This window comes from bacterium (assembly GCA_030247525.1).
In the GTDB taxonomy this organism is placed as follows: domain Bacteria; phylum Electryoneota; class JAOADG01; order JAOADG01; family JAOADG01; genus JAOTSC01.
In genome coordinates this window covers 1-16,179 of sequence record JAOTSC010000075.1, presented here as the reverse complement: position 1 = coordinate 16,179, position 16,179 = coordinate 1, and the positions used below count along the sequence as shown (strand labels likewise).

The 16,179-nt window shown below is 47.9% G+C and carries 13 protein-coding genes; 8 read left to right on the top strand and 5 right to left on the bottom strand.

What is annotated here, in order from left to right; genetic code table 11:
* Positions 1-1,014 (bottom strand): hypothetical protein (locus OEM52_08345; GenBank protein MDK9700138.1); only part of this gene is annotated, 1,014 nt, incomplete at its 3' end.
* A gap of 269 nt (positions 1,015-1,283) precedes the next feature.
* On the opposite strand from OEM52_08345, the gene OEM52_08340 reads away from it, so the two are divergent.
* From OEM52_08340 to pckA, 8 genes are all read left to right on the top strand, one after another.
* Positions 1,284-2,489 carry a pyridoxal phosphate-dependent aminotransferase gene (locus tag OEM52_08340; GenBank protein ID MDK9700137.1) on the top strand — a complete coding sequence of 402 codons (1,206 nt, stop codon included), beginning with the start codon at positions 1,284-1,286 and terminating at the stop codon, positions 2,487-2,489.
* A gap of 22 nt (positions 2,490-2,511) precedes the next feature.
* Positions 2,512-2,889: a four helix bundle protein gene (locus OEM52_08335; GenBank protein MDK9700136.1), complete on the top strand. Its 378-nt coding sequence runs from the start codon at positions 2,512-2,514 to the stop codon at positions 2,887-2,889.
* A gap of 62 nt (positions 2,890-2,951) precedes the next feature.
* Positions 2,952-4,169, top strand: a complete 1,218-nt coding sequence (locus tag OEM52_08330) for an aminotransferase class I/II-fold pyridoxal phosphate-dependent enzyme (GenBank protein MDK9700135.1) — start codon at positions 2,952-2,954, stop codon at positions 4,167-4,169.
* A 173-nt stretch (positions 4,170-4,342) separates the two neighbouring features.
* Complete coding sequence (locus OEM52_08325; protein MDK9700134.1) at positions 4,343-4,522, top strand: hypothetical protein; 180 nt, start codon at positions 4,343-4,345, stop codon at positions 4,520-4,522.
* Between the two features lie 67 nt (positions 4,523-4,589).
* Positions 4,590-5,003 carry a lactoylglutathione lyase gene (locus tag OEM52_08320; protein MDK9700133.1) on the top strand — a complete coding sequence of 138 codons (414 nt, stop codon included), beginning with the start codon at positions 4,590-4,592 and terminating at the stop codon, positions 5,001-5,003.
* Between the two features lie 160 nt (positions 5,004-5,163).
* Entirely contained in the window at positions 5,164-5,424 is a 261-nt protein-coding gene (locus OEM52_08315) for a DUF4258 domain-containing protein (GenBank protein ID MDK9700132.1), read from the top strand.
* On the top strand, positions 5,421-5,627 hold the full coding sequence (locus OEM52_08310; protein ID MDK9700131.1) for a DUF2283 domain-containing protein: 207 nt from the start codon (positions 5,421-5,423) through the stop codon (positions 5,625-5,627). The genes OEM52_08315 and OEM52_08310 overlap by 4 nt, the downstream gene beginning before the upstream one ends.
* A gap of 241 nt (positions 5,628-5,868) precedes the next feature.
* Positions 5,869-7,509 carry a phosphoenolpyruvate carboxykinase (ATP) gene (gene pckA, locus OEM52_08305; protein MDK9700130.1) on the top strand — a complete coding sequence of 547 codons (1,641 nt, stop codon included), beginning with the start codon at positions 5,869-5,871 and terminating at the stop codon, positions 7,507-7,509.
* A gap of 298 nt (positions 7,510-7,807) precedes the next feature.
* Here the strand turns inward: pckA and OEM52_08300 are convergent, their stop codons facing one another.
* The 4 genes from OEM52_08300 to OEM52_08285 all read right to left on the bottom strand — a co-directional run.
* Entirely contained in the window at positions 7,808-9,568 is a 1,761-nt protein-coding gene (locus OEM52_08300) for an ATP-binding protein (protein MDK9700129.1), read from the bottom strand.
* Positions 9,569-9,571: 3 nt separating this feature from the next.
* Positions 9,572-10,261 carry a response regulator transcription factor gene (locus OEM52_08295; protein ID MDK9700128.1) on the bottom strand — a complete coding sequence of 230 codons (690 nt, stop codon included), beginning with the start codon at positions 10,259-10,261 and terminating at the stop codon, positions 9,572-9,574.
* 71 nt (positions 10,262-10,332) lie between these two features.
* On the bottom strand, positions 10,333-15,531 hold the full coding sequence (locus OEM52_08290; protein ID MDK9700127.1) for a PAS domain S-box protein: 5,199 nt from the start codon (positions 15,529-15,531) through the stop codon (positions 10,333-10,335).
* Between the two features lie 133 nt (positions 15,532-15,664).
* A partial coding sequence (locus tag OEM52_08285) for a vitamin B12-dependent ribonucleotide reductase (protein MDK9700126.1) occupies positions 15,665-16,179 on the bottom strand: 515 nt, incomplete at its 5' end.

The following is a 16,179-nucleotide window of genomic DNA, read 5'->3' as shown; positions in this document are numbered from 1 at the left end:
AGCAAAAACGGTATCGCCAACTGCTAACAACTCTTCGACATAAGTATCCGGTCCGATTCCGCACCAATTTTCGCCGCGGTTGGTGGAATAGTAAACACCGGAATGATTGACGATTGGATTGCGATTAGGTAGAAATCCGATGCGATCGATGGAGGGTCCCTGAAAACCGCCACTGACCCAATTATTGTAAGCAGCACTGTAATGAAAGACACCGGTTCCCCAACCGCAAATCAAAATGTCACCGACATCGTCGACTGCGATATTTTTTATGTCTACAATGGGAATTCCCTCATTCATCGGCTGCCAACTATTCCCATTATTTCCCGAGACATATACGCCGTGATCATGGGTTCCACAATACAACATGCCATTGGTAGGCGACACGGTTAAACAGTGAAATAAAGCATTCGTGGGAAAACCATTCGTAACACTCACCCAATTAGTTCCTTCATTGGTGGAACGAAACATGCCATTGAGAAGTGACCAGAAAAAGAGTTGACCATTGGGTGAAGCGAGGATGCCGTCGTCGCTACTCAGTGAAAATGGAATCGTAAGCGAATCCCATAGTGTACCTGCTTCATTAGTTCGGTAGCACAATCTTCGAGATCCATCGTACAGAAGTATTGTGTCCGTTGGCAAAACTACAATCCGAAAGCCGTCGAAGTTTCCACTGCGTTGTACATGAATCGAGTCGCCTGTTGCATTACCGAATCCCAAGCCGCTACTGGTTGTTGCTACCAGTCGGCCCGAAGAGAGAAATTCGACATTTGCGAGCCCCGGCGGGACGACAATCGTATCGAAATGGGAACCGTCAATCGCACGCCTTAAAAAAAGATATGGATAATGCGAATCGCGAAGATAGATTTCCCCGGTTGGTGAAATCGCTTTCAAGCTGACATCCCGGTTTTGGACATAGCCGCCATGCTGCCATTGTAACGGTTGGGCAGTGAGCTGCGTGGAGAGGAGGCAGGTTAGTAAAGCACCAACATGGAAGTAAGAAAATCTTGGTAACATCGTAGTCTCCCGTTCATGAAGTAGTTGATTTTGGCAGAACAATTGATAAGGTATTGTTGTGAATATGCAAAATCAACCAATTTTCGGGTATTTATAATTTTCTGTCTTTGCCGATGATTCACGTGGTTGCACTTGCCACTGGAATATTGTATTTTATTGGACTTCTTTATGTTCTCTGCGAGAAACAACGCCGATCTTCGGGATCATTCGATGAGAGGTGTGGTGTTTCTCGTTTTTCTGTTGTTAGCTGCAATTTTGGAGTAACCGCTTTGCCGTTGCATCAGCCATCCGAACGCTCACTCGCCCTTACCCCTTCGGTCACGCTCGCTATCGTCGCCCGAACCGCAGTTCTACGCGCCGAGGGGAAACAGGTACTTTCGTTATCAGTCGGTGAGCCCGATTTTCCTACCCCGGAGAAAATTCGCGAAGCCGGGAAATACGCCATCGATCACGGGATCACCAAGTACACCGCCGAACGCGGGACGATGGAATTGCGCACTGCAATTGCCCAGAAGCTCTTCCGCGATCAGCGGCTTTCCTATGCGCCGGATAAGAATATCCTCGTTTCGAATGGCGGGAAGCACGTCATCTCCAATCTCTTGTTGGCGACGATCAATCCCGGCGACGATGTGATTCTGCCTGCACCTTACTTTCTTGCGTATCCCGAGCTGATCAAACTTGCCGGTGGCACTCCGGTCATTGTACCGACCGAGGCGAAGCATCGCTACATCCTGCAACCGGAGCAACTCTCTTCCGCGATAACCGCCAAGACTAAATTGATTGTGCTCTGTACCCCCTCGAATCCGACATCGACGGTCTACACGCGGGATGAACTTGCCGCCCTAGTACCGATTCTGGTAAAAAGCAAATTGTGGATTCTCGCCGACGAAGTGTATGAACATCTCTTGTTCGATGGACGGGAGCAGGCATCCCCGGCGCACTTCCCGGAATTATTCGACCAGACGTTGTATGTCAGCAGTTTCTCGAAGACCTATGCGATGACCGGGTGGCGGTTGGGCTATGGGTGTGGGGACTCGGAGATTATTAAAGCGGCGGCTTGTATTCAGGGGAATATGACCTCTTCACCGAGCGCGATTGCGCAATATGCCGGAATTGAAGCGGTGTCCAATGATCAACGTGCGCGGGAAGAGATGCGGAAAAGCTTTGAGCGGCGGCGCGACTTGATGTATAGCTTGATTTCGCAATGGGAACACGTCGAAACCCCGAAACCGGAAGGGGCATTCTATTGTTTCCTGAAAATCGACGAGGTTTGGAACGCGAATGGTAAAGAGTATCCCGGCTCGGTTGCAGTTGCCAAACAGATTTTGGAAGAACAACACATTGCCATCGTTCCCGGTCAACCGTTCGGCGATGACCGTTGCATCCGCTTCTCCTTTGCCGCTTCCGATGAAACGATCATAGAGGCGTGTTCGCGGATTCATCAATACTTGTTATCGGTGAAAGGTGTAGGGTGAAAGGTGAAGGGTGTAGGGTATAATGGCGAAAATCAATACTTTTAAAGAACTTAGAGTATGGCAAAATTCGATTGAATTTGTAGTTGCGATTTATAGAATAACTGATAATTTTCCAAAACATGAGTTGTATAGTCTAACCAATCAAATTCGCCGGGCCGCAGTTTCAGTTCCTTCGAACATTGCAGAAGGTCATGTCCGGGAATCTCTTAAGGAATATTTACATCATTTATCTATCGCGCAAGCATCATTATCAGAAGTAGAAACTCAACTAATCATTTCACTACGCTTGGATTATCTTAATGAAATCGATTTTTCACAAATGGAATCCGATATTCGCTTGATAGAAAAGCAATTAAGGACATTACGTTCATCACTGAAAAACCGGGATGAAAACGGGTAGATTGTCAGTTCCCTTACACCCTACACCTTTCACCCTTCACCGAATTTGGAGGCATTGCTCCTATGTCCATCTCCGTACTGGCGCGGCAGATCGCCGCATCGCCGACCCTCGCGTTAAATGAAGAAGCGCGGATTCTTCGCGAATCCGGGCAAGCTGTCATTCACTTAGGCGCCGGCGAACCGAAAAATAAAACGCCGATCAACGGCATCCTCTCCGCCGCCGCGAAGCTCTCCGACGGAGATGTAAAATACACCCCGACCGAAGGGATCCCTTCGCTTCGGAAAGCGATTGTCCGGTATACCGAAGAGCACTACGACAAAATGGTCGCTCCGGAAAATGTGCTGGTATCCGGCGGCGCCAAGCAGGCATTGTACAATCTGCTCTATTCCGTGATCAATCCTCAGGACGAAGTCATCATCCTCGCCCCCTACTGGGTCTCCTACCCGGAAATGGTGAAGATGGTGTATGGCGTTCCGGTGATTGTGACCCCGGAAGACGGTACGTTCCACCCCCGGATGGAAGACATCAAACGGTACGTCACCTCGTACACCAAGATGATCATCGTCAATAGCCCGAATAACCCCTCCGGTTGCATCTATCGCGACGAATTCATCGCTGAAATCGTCGACTATTGTGAGACGAAGGGGATTACGCTGGTGATGGACGATATCTATCACAAGCTCTACTTCGAAGGACACAAACCGGCATCGGTCTACAAGTTCACGAAGAAAGACCTCGAGAATTCGAGCGTTATTTCGATCAACGGCGTCTCGAAATTGTACGGGATGACCGGCTTCCGGATCGGTTGGACCATCGGCCCGCGGAAGATGATCGAAGTGATGGCGAATGTGCAGGCGCAGACGACGTCGTGCGCATCGGTCGTCCTGCAAGCCGCCGCCGAAGGGGCGATGAACGGGATTCAGAGTATTATCGAATCGCTCCGGCTCATGCTCGAAAATAACCGGAATGTGATGATGCAGGAGTTGAAGTCGTTTACCGGCGTTCGCATTATTCCTCCGGATGGCACCTACTACTCGCTGCCCGATTTCAGCGCCTACAATAAGGATTCGACCGCGTTGTCGCGTTTCCTCTTGCAAAAAGCGCTGGTCGTGACCGTTCCGGGCAAGGAATTCGGGATGGAAGGGCATCTCCGCTTGAGTTATTGCGGATCGATCAAGGATATCAAACAGGGCATCGAACGCATCAAGTGGGCGCTCGATCCGGAATCGCCGAATGAAATCTACATCGGCGAACGTAAACTCATCCGGGATTGGATGTAAAAAGACAGGGGACAGGGGATAGGGAACAGGATTTAGTGATAAGAATCTTTTCACTGTTCCCTAATCCCTGTTCCCCGTTCCCTTTGCTTCAACATGAAACAAATGATGACCATTCGGTACAACGTGCAAGGGACAGAATACGCTAGAGTTTTCATCAAATGTAGGAGACTGTTATGTCAAAGACGTTTGAGGAACCATCCCGACAGTTGCGATTAAGTCGTCGGCATCGATCACTATTATTGATCAGTGGGTTATTTTTGTTGTGGTTTTTTATCTGGGTTGTAAACGACTATCTGCAATCACTTCCGAAAGTAGATGAGTCGGACACTTACTATCGTTTGGAAATGCGGTAGAGTATTCGAGGATCGGTCTTTCCGAATCCCGAACCCCGAACTCCGAGCCCCCTACACGATGAAAAAAATGATGACCATTCTGTACGTCGCAGATCAGCAGCGAAGTACGGAATTCTACCAGCAGCTATTGCAACAGGAACCGGTACTCAATGTTCCGGGTATGACCGAATTTGCGCTCTTTGACAATCACTCTTTCAAACTCGGTCTAATGCCGGAACGCGGAATAACAAAACTGTTGCACGATCCCAAGCACCCGGGGAAATTTCCCGATTTGACCAAAGTGACCGATAAGTCGCCGCGGGTGGAATTGTATCTCGTATTGCTCAATGCACACCTGTATTACGAACATGCGATTGAGTTAGGCGCGACGGCGATTAGTCCGATACAACTCCGGAATTGGGGTGATTACGTCGCCTACGCCAGCGATCCCGATGGTCATATCCTCGCCTTCGCTGAAGCGGCAATGGGGAATGGGCAGTAGGGGCGTATGGCATACGCCCACCGGGTTCGATAAATCGAATCCCTACAACGTGGCCGCGACATTCTTGTCGCGGTGGGTACTGACAGGTCTCCAGACCTGCAAAAAATGCAAAACCAAAAGTGGAATCGGATGAATTGCGGAAATCTGTTCAAGAAGAATTATGAAAACCATACGCTTCACCGAACATGCAAAGTATGAGATGAAACGAAGATCCATCGATACCCGATGGGTAGTAGAAGCGGTGTCGTCTCCCGATGAAATTCAACAAGTCGATATCAAACGTAAAATATATCAGAAGATGGTACTGCTGAGTGGAACAGCATATTTACTTCGAGTGATTATAGACTGGATTGAAAACGAAATGGTTGTAGTAACCGTTTATCGAACAAGTAAGATAGAGAAATACCGGGGGAAAGTATGAAAATTGTCTATCATAAAGACGCAGATGCGATTCAGATCGTGCTATCTGACAAGGGTGTTGTCGAGAGCGATGAGACGCACCAAGGGGTTATAATCGATTACGATGCCGAAGGAAATCCCGTTGGGATCGAGATCCTTGATGCATCGAAACGAACCTCAAATCCGAATATGATGGAGTACCGAGTAGAGGTCGATGCTGCTTGATCTTTGAATGTTGCTGGGACTGCTTCGGGGCTATGCCCTTCGCAATGACATTAGACTGCCACGTCACTTCACTGCGTGCTTCGCATTACGTTGCGTTCCTCGCAAAGACAATACCGAACGTAGGATTGCGATATTGCACTGAATTTATCATTTGAATTTATAAGAGACTTTTGATTTGAAATTTATGTTCATTGTTTACGGGTTGTATTGCGACCCCAATCGATAGGAAACGGAAACCGTTATGAACAACATCCTGAACATTTTGACTCCTGCCGAGAAAATTGCGCAGGCACGAAAAGCCGATTACGGCTTGAAGTATCTCGGCCTCGATAATTTGCGCAAAGTCTATTGGAATCTTCCAACGGAAGCGCTATACGAGGAAATCATCTTCCGCGGCGAAGCGAGTATTTCGCACATGGGGCCGATTCTTGCCTTCACCGGTAAGCATACCGCCCGTTCCGCCAACGACAAATTCGTCGTAAAGGAAGAGTCGACCGACCAGAATATCTGGTGGGGGGAATACAACCGCCCCTTCCAAATCGACAAATTCAACGAACTCTTTTCCCGGATGCAGGGTTTCTGCCAAGGCCGCGACCTGTTTGTACAGGACGTGTACGCCGGCGCCGACCCGAATTACCGGCTCAATGTCCGCGTCGTGACCGAATTCGCGTGGCACGCGCACTTCGCTCGCAATATGTTGATTTGCCCCGAAACCTTGGATGAATACAAGCGGTTCGTACCCGACTTCACAGTGTTCGCGCTGCCCGGCTTCCAAGGGATTCCGCAAATCGATTCGACGGCGAGCAAGACCTACATCGCCTTGAACTTCGCACAGAAATTGTGCATCATCGGCAACACCGCCTACGCCGGGGAAATCAAGAAGAGTGTCTTCACGATTCTCAATTTCTTGCTCCCGTTCCAACAGGTGATGCCGATGCACTGTTCCGCGAATATCGGGAAAGATGGCAAGAGTGCACTCTTCTTCGGTCTCTCCGGTACCGGTAAGACGACGTTGTCAGCCGATCCGAACCGTAACCTCATCGGCGACGATGAGCACGGCTGGAGTGAAGAAGGCATCTTCAATTTCGAGAATGGCTGTTATGCGAAAGTGATTCACCTGTCGCAAACCGCCGAACCGGAAATCTACGCCTGTACGAAGAAATTCGGTACGATTCTCGAAAATGTCACCATCGATCCGATAACGCGTAGAATCGATCTCGAAGATGAAGCGCTCACCGAAAATACCCGCGCCAGCTATCCCCTCGACTTCATCGATAATTCGGTGCCGGAGAAGATGGGCGGCCATCCCGAAAACATCATTTTCCTGACCTGCGACGCGTCGGGCGTAATGCCTCCCATCGCGCGGCTGACCACGGAACAGGCGATGTATCACTTTATCAGCGGTTACACGTCGAAGATTGCCGGAACCGAAGTCGGTCTCGGCCGCGAACCGGAAATTGCCTTCTCCGCTTGCTTCGGCGGACCGTTCATGGTGCATCACCCCGCCAAGTATGCCGACATTCTCAAGAATAAGATTCTGCATCACGGGGCGAAGTGCTGGCTGCTCAACACCGGTTGGGTCGGCGGACCGTATGGAATCGGACACCGAATTTCGATTCGCCATACTCGTAACCTGTTGAATGGTGCGCTCGACGGGAAACTCGATAACGTCGAGTACTACACCGATCCGGTTTTCGGTTTTGAAGTACCGAAGACTTGCGAAGGGGTACCCGATAAAGTGATGTACCCGTCGGAAGAGTGGAACAACAAGAAAGAGTATGACCAGCGGTATCGTTCGCTGGCAGCGCGATTCATCGAGAACTTCAAGAAGTTCGCCGATGGTTGTCCGCCGGAAGTGATTGCCGCCGGGCCGAAAATTTAGTTTGCGAGGAATTCTGCGCAAGTGAAATAGCACAGAATCACGTGGCGATCTTATAAACAAATACTTGTTTTCATGAATGAGATTGCCACGTCACTTTGGTCGCACAAGGTTGCGACCTGCGTTCCTCGCAAAGACAAGAAATGGGAGTGAATCAAATATCTCATTCTTGTCACGGTAACAGTTAAAAGAAAAGGGCAGACTATTGCGTCTGCCCTTTTTCTTTGGGCGAACACGAGATTCGCCCTTACTCGTATATCGGCACTTTGGGTGAACACGAGGTACACCCTAACTTATGTTGTTATACTGGTAGGTGAATGGTAAACGTGGAACCGCTGCCGAGATTGCTATCGACCGTTACAAATCCCCCGTGGGAATTTGCAATGTGTTTCACGATGGCGAGGCCAAGTCCAGTACCGCCGAGGCTGCGGCTGCGGGCGGCGTCGATGCGATAGAACCGCTCAAAGATGCGTTCCAAATGTTCCACTGGAATGCCTGCCCCGTGATCGATAACTGATATTAAAACCTGTTCTTCCGATTTTTTAATCTGCATGGCGATTGGTCTCCCGCCGCCATATTTAAAAGCGTTATCAAGCAGATTCGATACGGCTTGGAGCAAGAGTTGCGCATTCGCATTCACGACAATTTCCTGATCGCATTCAGTCGTAAAGGGAATTTGTTTCGCGTTACAGCGCTCCTGAAATTCCGCGGTTAGCGGACGCAGGGTGTCGGCGAGATTACACGGTTCTCGCTCGAGCGTTTTCTCTTCCCGTTCGATGCGTGAGAGATTCAGCAAATCTTCGATGATGGAATTCAACCGTTCGCTTTGACGATAGACGATGTCGAGAAAGCGTTTCGCTTCGTCGGGATCGTCGATGGCGCCGTCGCGTAACGTTTCGACAAATCCCTTTATCGAAGTGATCGGCGTACGCAATTCGTGGGAAACATTGGCGACAAATTCGCTGCGAATTCGTTCCAATTTTTCGATCCGGGTCATATCGTTGATGACGATTACAGCGCCGGTTTTTTGACCTGATTCGCCCGGCAACAATGTGCCGTGGACTTGTACGGTGCGCGGTTCTTTGCCGGGTAAAGTAATACGTTCTTCGAGAAAGCCAGCGCCGGCGAGCGCAGTCTCTACCATCCGCTGCAAACCGGTATGGCGAACGATTTCCACCAACAATTTTCCGGTCGCTGGCGGTTGTTCCAGACCCAGCAACCCGATGGCTGCGCGATTCATTCTCAGTAAATACCCGTGAGAATCAACCGCGATTACCCCTTCAACCATACTCGATAACAAGGCTTCCAATTCATTGCGTTGCCGGACGACTTCGATCATCCGGTGGTCGAGCGTCTTCGCCATTTCATTCAATGCCGTTGCCAATCCCTTTGCCAGCGGTTCGTCATATACCGGGAGCCGGTGCTGCAAATCTCCGGCTGCAAAACTTTGCGCATGATTGAGAACATCATCGAGTGGAAGCGTAACACGCCTTGCCAGTAACCATCCCATGATCGACATAACGATTAAAATCACTGCACCTATCAGTAACATTCTTTTTCGGAGCGGAGCGACTGAAGCATTAATTAAATCTTGAGATTCAGCGAGGCGAATAACAACAGTATCGTTACTTGCGAGAATCGCTCGCTGCGCTACATACAAATTCGTGCTATGTTCGGAAGTAGAGAACCGGATGATATGATGGCTGCCGGTTTTCAGCGATTGGTCTACTTCTGGTCGAATATCTGTTTCGGCAATCGATGTACCCGGAAAATGGGAGTCTCCGATCAAGTTCGCATGAGAATCAAATAGTGTTATCCGGGTTTGTCCGTGGAGTGCGATCGGTTTGAGTAGTGAGTCGATTTGAGGTGAGGATAGATCTCGCAGTGATTCTGGTAACACATCCTGGATAAGAATCGCGCGCAATTCCAACTCGGAAAACAGTTGTTGCTCCCGAATCGACCGGAGTGATATATAAACTGTTGTAAGTGCGATTACCAGCGACACCAGTAGCGTGAAAAAAAGAAAAATCGATAGTTGTCGCAATAACGGGTGTCGCGGCAATCTCTACTCCTTACAACGATAACCAACGCCGTGGACGGTCTCGATCAGTTTTCCAATCTCGCCCAATTTTCGCCGAATCGCGACGATATGAACATCGATGGATCGATCGGTGACCATTGCATCACCGCCGCGGGCAAAATCGACTAACTGATAGCGAGTAAACACTCTGCCGACCCGGCGTACTAATGCATACAAAATACGAAATTCGGTGCCAGTTAATTTAACCGGCTTACCTTCGACAATCACTTCGTGACGGTCGGGAAGTATCGACATTGCATCGTGTTTTATCGATTCATTGTCAATTTCGACTTCAGAAGTCTGCTGCCGTCGTAAAACACTTTTAACCCGTGCCAATAACACCCGCGGACTAAACGGTTTCACAATATAATCGTCGGCGCCTAATTCGAGACCAGTGACGATGTCCGCCTCTTCCCCTTTAGCAGTAACCATGATTACTGGAAACGTCGCTTTGAAAAACTCATTTTTAATACGTCGGCAGACAGTCAATCCATCGATACCGGGCAACATCAGATCGAGTAATAGTAAATCAGGTGGCTCCGTCTTGATTTGTTCAAGTGCAGCTTCCCCAGTGCCAAATACTTTAACTCGATAGCCATCACGGATCAAGTTGTACCGTTCTAACTCTGCGATGTCGTCTTCGTCTTCGACGATGTAGATCATTTCACGATTCACGGTGGACTCCTATGCCATCCCTACCATGAAATACAAAATCGATGTGAATTTAATGTTAAGGGACATAAAACTCACGAAACCGGTATTTGAGAATGCAGCACTTCGCGCACTACTTGGCTAATCTCCTTGAGTACGTAAGGCTTCGCGACCACCCCGGAAAAACCGTATTTCCGATAATTTGCCATCACCGGATCGTTTGAATATCCACTGGAGACTATTGCTTTCACCTGAGGGTCAATTTGAGATAGTTTGTTAATCGTCTCGACACCTCCCATTCCTCCGGGAATCGTCAAATCCATAATGACCAGATCGAAGGGCTTTTTCTCAGCAATAGCAGATTGATATGCTTCGATGGTTTCAGATCCCTCTCCGGTTGTAACTGCCTCATACCCAAGATGCTCCAATATTCGTTTCAACAATGTTCGAATGATCTCCTCATCATCAAGTACAAGGACCCTCCCTTTGCCGCACTCTACTTTATCTTCCACTGCAACGGTAGATGTGTGCTTTGTTTTCGATGCAGGAAGATAAATCGTAAAAGTGGTGCCGAATCCGACACTGGACTCGACCGAAACCCAACCGTCGTGCCGCATCAGAATCGAATGGACAGATGCAAGTCCCAAACCGCTTCCCGACTGTTTGGTGGTGAAGTATGGATCAAAAATCCGACTCAAGTGTTCTTCTTTTATCCCAATTCCGTTATCGGAAACCAGAATCGCTACATAATCGCCGGGGGTTAACTGCGAAGGCAGTGGATCACCGAATGTAAGATTTCTTCCGGTGATACGAACTTTCCCACCACCTGGCATCGCTTGACTGGCATTAATAACAAGATTTTGAAATACTTGTCCTATTTGACCTTCATCGACATCGACCGCAGCTAAATCACCCGGTAACTCGATTTCCGAAGTTGATTTGGAACCCCGTAAGGAGAATGAAACGGTATCGCGAATAATCTTCGCAAGATCTGCTGTTTTTCGGATCGGCTCACCACCCTTTGCAAAGGTCAGAAGTTGATGGGTTAGATCTTTTGCCCGAAGCGCTGTCCGCTCGGCTTCTTCCAATAGTTTCGCCGAATCTTCCCGGCTATCGGGAAACAACTTCGCGAAGGAGATGCTGCCGACAATACCAGTTAATAAATTGTTGAAATCATGTGCGATGCCGCCCGCTAAAATTCCCAACGATTCGAGCTTCTGACTGCGTAACCGTTCTTCCTCCAGTCGTTTGCGGTCGGTTATTTCACGCGCCACTGCAACGATCCTTAGATCGCTGTCTGGTCGGGTAAACAATTTTGCCGCTACTTCAAAGATGATTTTCTCGCCGTTTTTATGGCGAATTGTCATCTCCATACTTTCCGGTTTACCGGTTAAAATGAATTGTTCGAAGATAGTTTTTTGTAATTGAACCTCGGGAGAGGTTACAAAAGCAAAAAACATTTTACCGGTCAGTTCATCCTGCTCATAGCCAAGAATTCTTGTAACATTTGGACTTACAAACTGAAATACGCCATTAGCATCGATCTCCAATAGAATATCATTTATCGTTGTAGCTAATGTCCGGTATCGTTCTTCCCGTTCGCGGATTTCTTCTTCAGCATGTTTGATGTCAGTAATATCAACGTCCATGCAAAAGATTTCAAGCACCTCATCGTCGACAAGAATAGGAAAGATCGAAGATAACACCCAAAGTTTTTTCCGGTTGCGGTCATAAACTTGCCACGCCTGTGGCTCAGAAGATTCACCCGTTCTCAGGATATTCTTCAGCATTGTTTCAAACGCAGTCTCATCCTCCTCTGCAAGGATTAGCTCACCTAATTTCCTACCTACTGCCTCCTTTTCGGAGTATCCGTAAAGCTTTTCACAGTACTGATTCCATCGAACAACGATACCGTCGGGTGAAATTCCTTGAATCGCAACCGCAGGAGCATTTTCTACCACCCACTGAAACCGGGCGGTCGCTTCAATTGCAACTCGTTCACTATGTTTTCGTTCAGTGATATCGTGAAACAGTGATAGCAAGTATTCATTGTTTGCCAATTGAATAACTTTAGCCGAGTAAATGAAATCGCGTAATTCGCCGGATTTCATTTGCAGTTGAATCTCGATGTTTTGGAGCGCTCGATTTTTTTGCAATCTCGTTACAATTGCCTGGCGTTGATCGATGTTCCGCCAGATCTTGAGATCGAGCGATGTATTTCCGATTGCTTCTTCGCGGGTGTATCCGGTTACAGTAGAAAATGTATCATTGATTTCGACAAAGCGACCTTCGTTAAGAGTTGTTACCGTATACACATCAGGTGTCGAGTGAAACACCAGCGAGAATTTCTCCTCGGATTCTTTGATTTGCGACAACGCATGTTTTAGCTCGGTTATATCGACAAAGCCAACTAATAACCGGTTTTTGTCGAGGAGATTAATCGTAACTTGGGCATGGATTTCTTCCGGAAACCACGGAGTACGGATGGTGCTCTCAAACTCCATGTGATACTTGCCAGCGAAGAACTCGATTATGTCAGATCGGTTCAACTCAAAATTCATTGTGGATAATATATCGGTATAGTTGCGAAACAATCCCTCTTTATCCGGTGCCCGGAAGAATGCACAAGCGGCATTATTGATATCGAGCACTTTTAATCGACGGAGATGACTGACTATTTTTTCCTGAAAAACTATTGAATTTAGTGCGAGTTTTTCCGGTAGAATATCCAAGACTCCTGATAAGTATTCGGTTACTTCACTACATTCGAATTCCCATAGCCCTATGGGTGATTCCTCGAATAAACGACGGTAACGCTGTTCGCTTTCCGATATTTTTTTCCACAGATTCATTTGATCGGTGATATCGTGGGCGGCACAATAGATTCGTTCAACTGTGCCGGTTCTTGCATTCTTTACAGGGACGCCAATATCGCGCAACCAGCGGATATCGTTTCCGGGAAGAACCACGCGATACTCACCGGAACAGGTAACACCGGATTTTCTCAACGCGAGTTTCGCAGCGAATCCACTTACATCTTCAGGATGGACAATTTCGCGGAAGCGTTTGAAATCGGCTCCATCGCTTCCAGGACTCATAATCGCAAGTACAGTATCCGAGGTCCATTCAAACATTACAGAGTCGTCGGATGAAACTTTCAGGATATACGAGTAATCACCAATTGCATTTACAATGCTGCGGTAACGGTGCTCTGACTCTTTTAACTCAGTAATGGCAGTCTTCCATTCGGTGATATCGCGAACAATCGCCTGCAGATAAGTTGTGCCTTTGAGTAAAACACGACTGAGACTTACTTCGGCGTCGAATAAAGTGCCATCTTTGCGGGTATGCTGCCATTCAAAAATGAATTTCTTCCCCGCGAGGCACTCATCGATGAGTTGCATCCCATATTCTCGCGATAGTTTACCGTCAGGTTGTGTAATCGGCGATAAATCCCAGTGTGTTTTTCCGATTACTTCATCGCGGGTGTAACCGAATATTTCTTGAGCTTTTGGATTTACGTCAGTCAACTGATAACGATCCATGATCAATATCGCGTCATTTGCCGAATCGAACAACGAACGAAATTTCTCCGAACTTTGCTGAAGTGCTTCTTCAGTAACTTTCAGTCGAGTGATGTCGATTCGGGTGCCTGCGATGCGTACCGGGTTGCCTGCTTCGTCCCATTCAACCGCCTGTCCATTCGCTAAAACCCATCGCCATTCACCGGATCGATCTAATACCCGATATTCACATTCGTAATGCGGTGTTAAACCCCGGATATGTTCGCTAAACTTACGATGCAGTTGTGGAAGGTCATCCGGGTGAACAAATTTCCGCCACCTGCCGCCGAGTTGTTCATACTCATCCTCAGTGTATTTCAATATCTCAGCACAACCGATGTTGAATACTTCTCCGGTTTTGACGTTCCAATCCCAAACTCCTTGATTTGCTCCTTGTAAGGCAAGATTAAGTCGTTGCTCGCTTTCCCTAAGCGCATTTTGCTGTTGGATTCGGTCGCTGATATCGCGAACGACCGTCAGTATTGCCGGTTTACCTTGAAATAAGATTGGTGAGGCGGCAGTTTCGACATGAAATGGGGTACCATCGAGTTTTTGGAATACTTCTTCCAATAACGGAACACTCTCACCTTTTTCTACCATCGTTTTTATCCGTTCTACAACGGTCGGAAGCGAAGTAGGATGTACAAACTGTAAAACTGATCGACCAATCAACTCTTCGGGGTTCTTAGCGCCTACCTGTTGTGTGCCATATTGATTAGCGAAAAGAATTTTGCCGCCACTATGTACGACGATTGCTGTTGAGGATAACTCTACTAACGTTCGGTAAAGTTGCTCGCGCTCAAGCAGCTCCTTTTCCAATTGGCGCTGTTCCGTAACATCGTGGAATACTGCGACGAAATTTGTCACCTGCTTGCTGTCATCGATAACTGGAGAAATCGCACCAGTCGCAACAATCACACGATTGTCCTTGCAGTGGATTTCCGCTTCGATGGAAACCGATTCACCGAGCTTAACTCTGGATAGCGATTCCTGTAACGCTGCAACATGATTGCTTTCGCCGAAAAAGATATTTAACCGGTTTCCGATGATTTCCGCTTCGTCGAAACCGGTCAATCGGCAACCACTGGTATTGATGAATTGAATAATCGGTAGTGCGTCTTTCTTGTCGAATTTTCCAATCAATATCGTTTCCGAAGTGTACTCTACTGCCGATGAGAGTAACTCCATAACCTCTTCGACAATGGTGCGGTCGGTGACATCAATCCCGGTTACTACGATGTATTCTACTTCTCCGGAACTGTCGAGCATGACGGTTACATCCCATTCGACAAAACGGTATTTACCACTTTTCCGGCGAATTTTGTGTTTGGTCTTGGCGGGTGATTTTTGTTCGATAACTTCAGTGAACCAGCGATTTAATTTGTCCTCTCCGACATCCGGTTGGAACACCTCCCAGAAGGTTTTCTCAAAGACTTCGGCAGCGACATAACCAGACATTTTTTCGCAGGCATGGCTAAAAAGAACAATACGGGTATCGCGATCGACTACTACGACTAAACCGCTTTGCGTATGGAGGACTTCCGAGATAAAAGTATGGTTGTTTTGAAGCCGCTCACGGGTAACCCGTGGTGGAACAGCGCTCAAAGCGCTGCTCTCCGTGTCGGAATCGTAAACGGCAACACCTGCTTTCGCAATCAGCTTGAGCGCCGCTTGGAAAGCGTCTTCGGAATGGCAGCAGTGCCGCAGTTCCTGTAACCAATCTAAGGTCATACCTTATCTCACAGCTTGGGATAGATTGCAATGAGTTCGATAAATCAATTAGAATAAACAAGTTACAATACAACGAAAAGAGGGGCACTGCAACGCAGTACCCCCCGTTTTCAATTTTTTCCGACACCTGGAGTTAGCTGCAACCGGTGGCAGAAGCGCCGCAAACCGTACAATAGTAGCAACTTCCCCGCTGAACAGTCAAGTTCCCGCATTCCGGACAAGCGGGACCTTCATTGCCCTCTGCAACACTAAACAACTCTACTTGTTTCGGGTCGGGGATTTCGGTTTCTAAAACGATATCGAAACGATTTGCTTTACTACTCGTTTCATCGTCGTCGCTGCGGGTAGTGCGACGTAAATCACCAACCGTTCCATTTTCGGCAACGACCATGAATTTCTTTTCCAACCACCGGAAAATGTAATCCATGATCGATGTTGCGGAAGGGATATCGGGATTGATTGTAAAACCGGATGGTTCAAACCGCATCCGCTGGAATTTACTCGACAGCACCCTCAGAGGAACGCCATACTGCAACGCCATCGATATCGAAGTTGCGAACGCATCCATCAATCCAGAAATTGTCGATCCCTCTTTCGACATCTTAATAAAAATCTCCCCGGGAGAGCCATCTTCGTACATCCCAACTG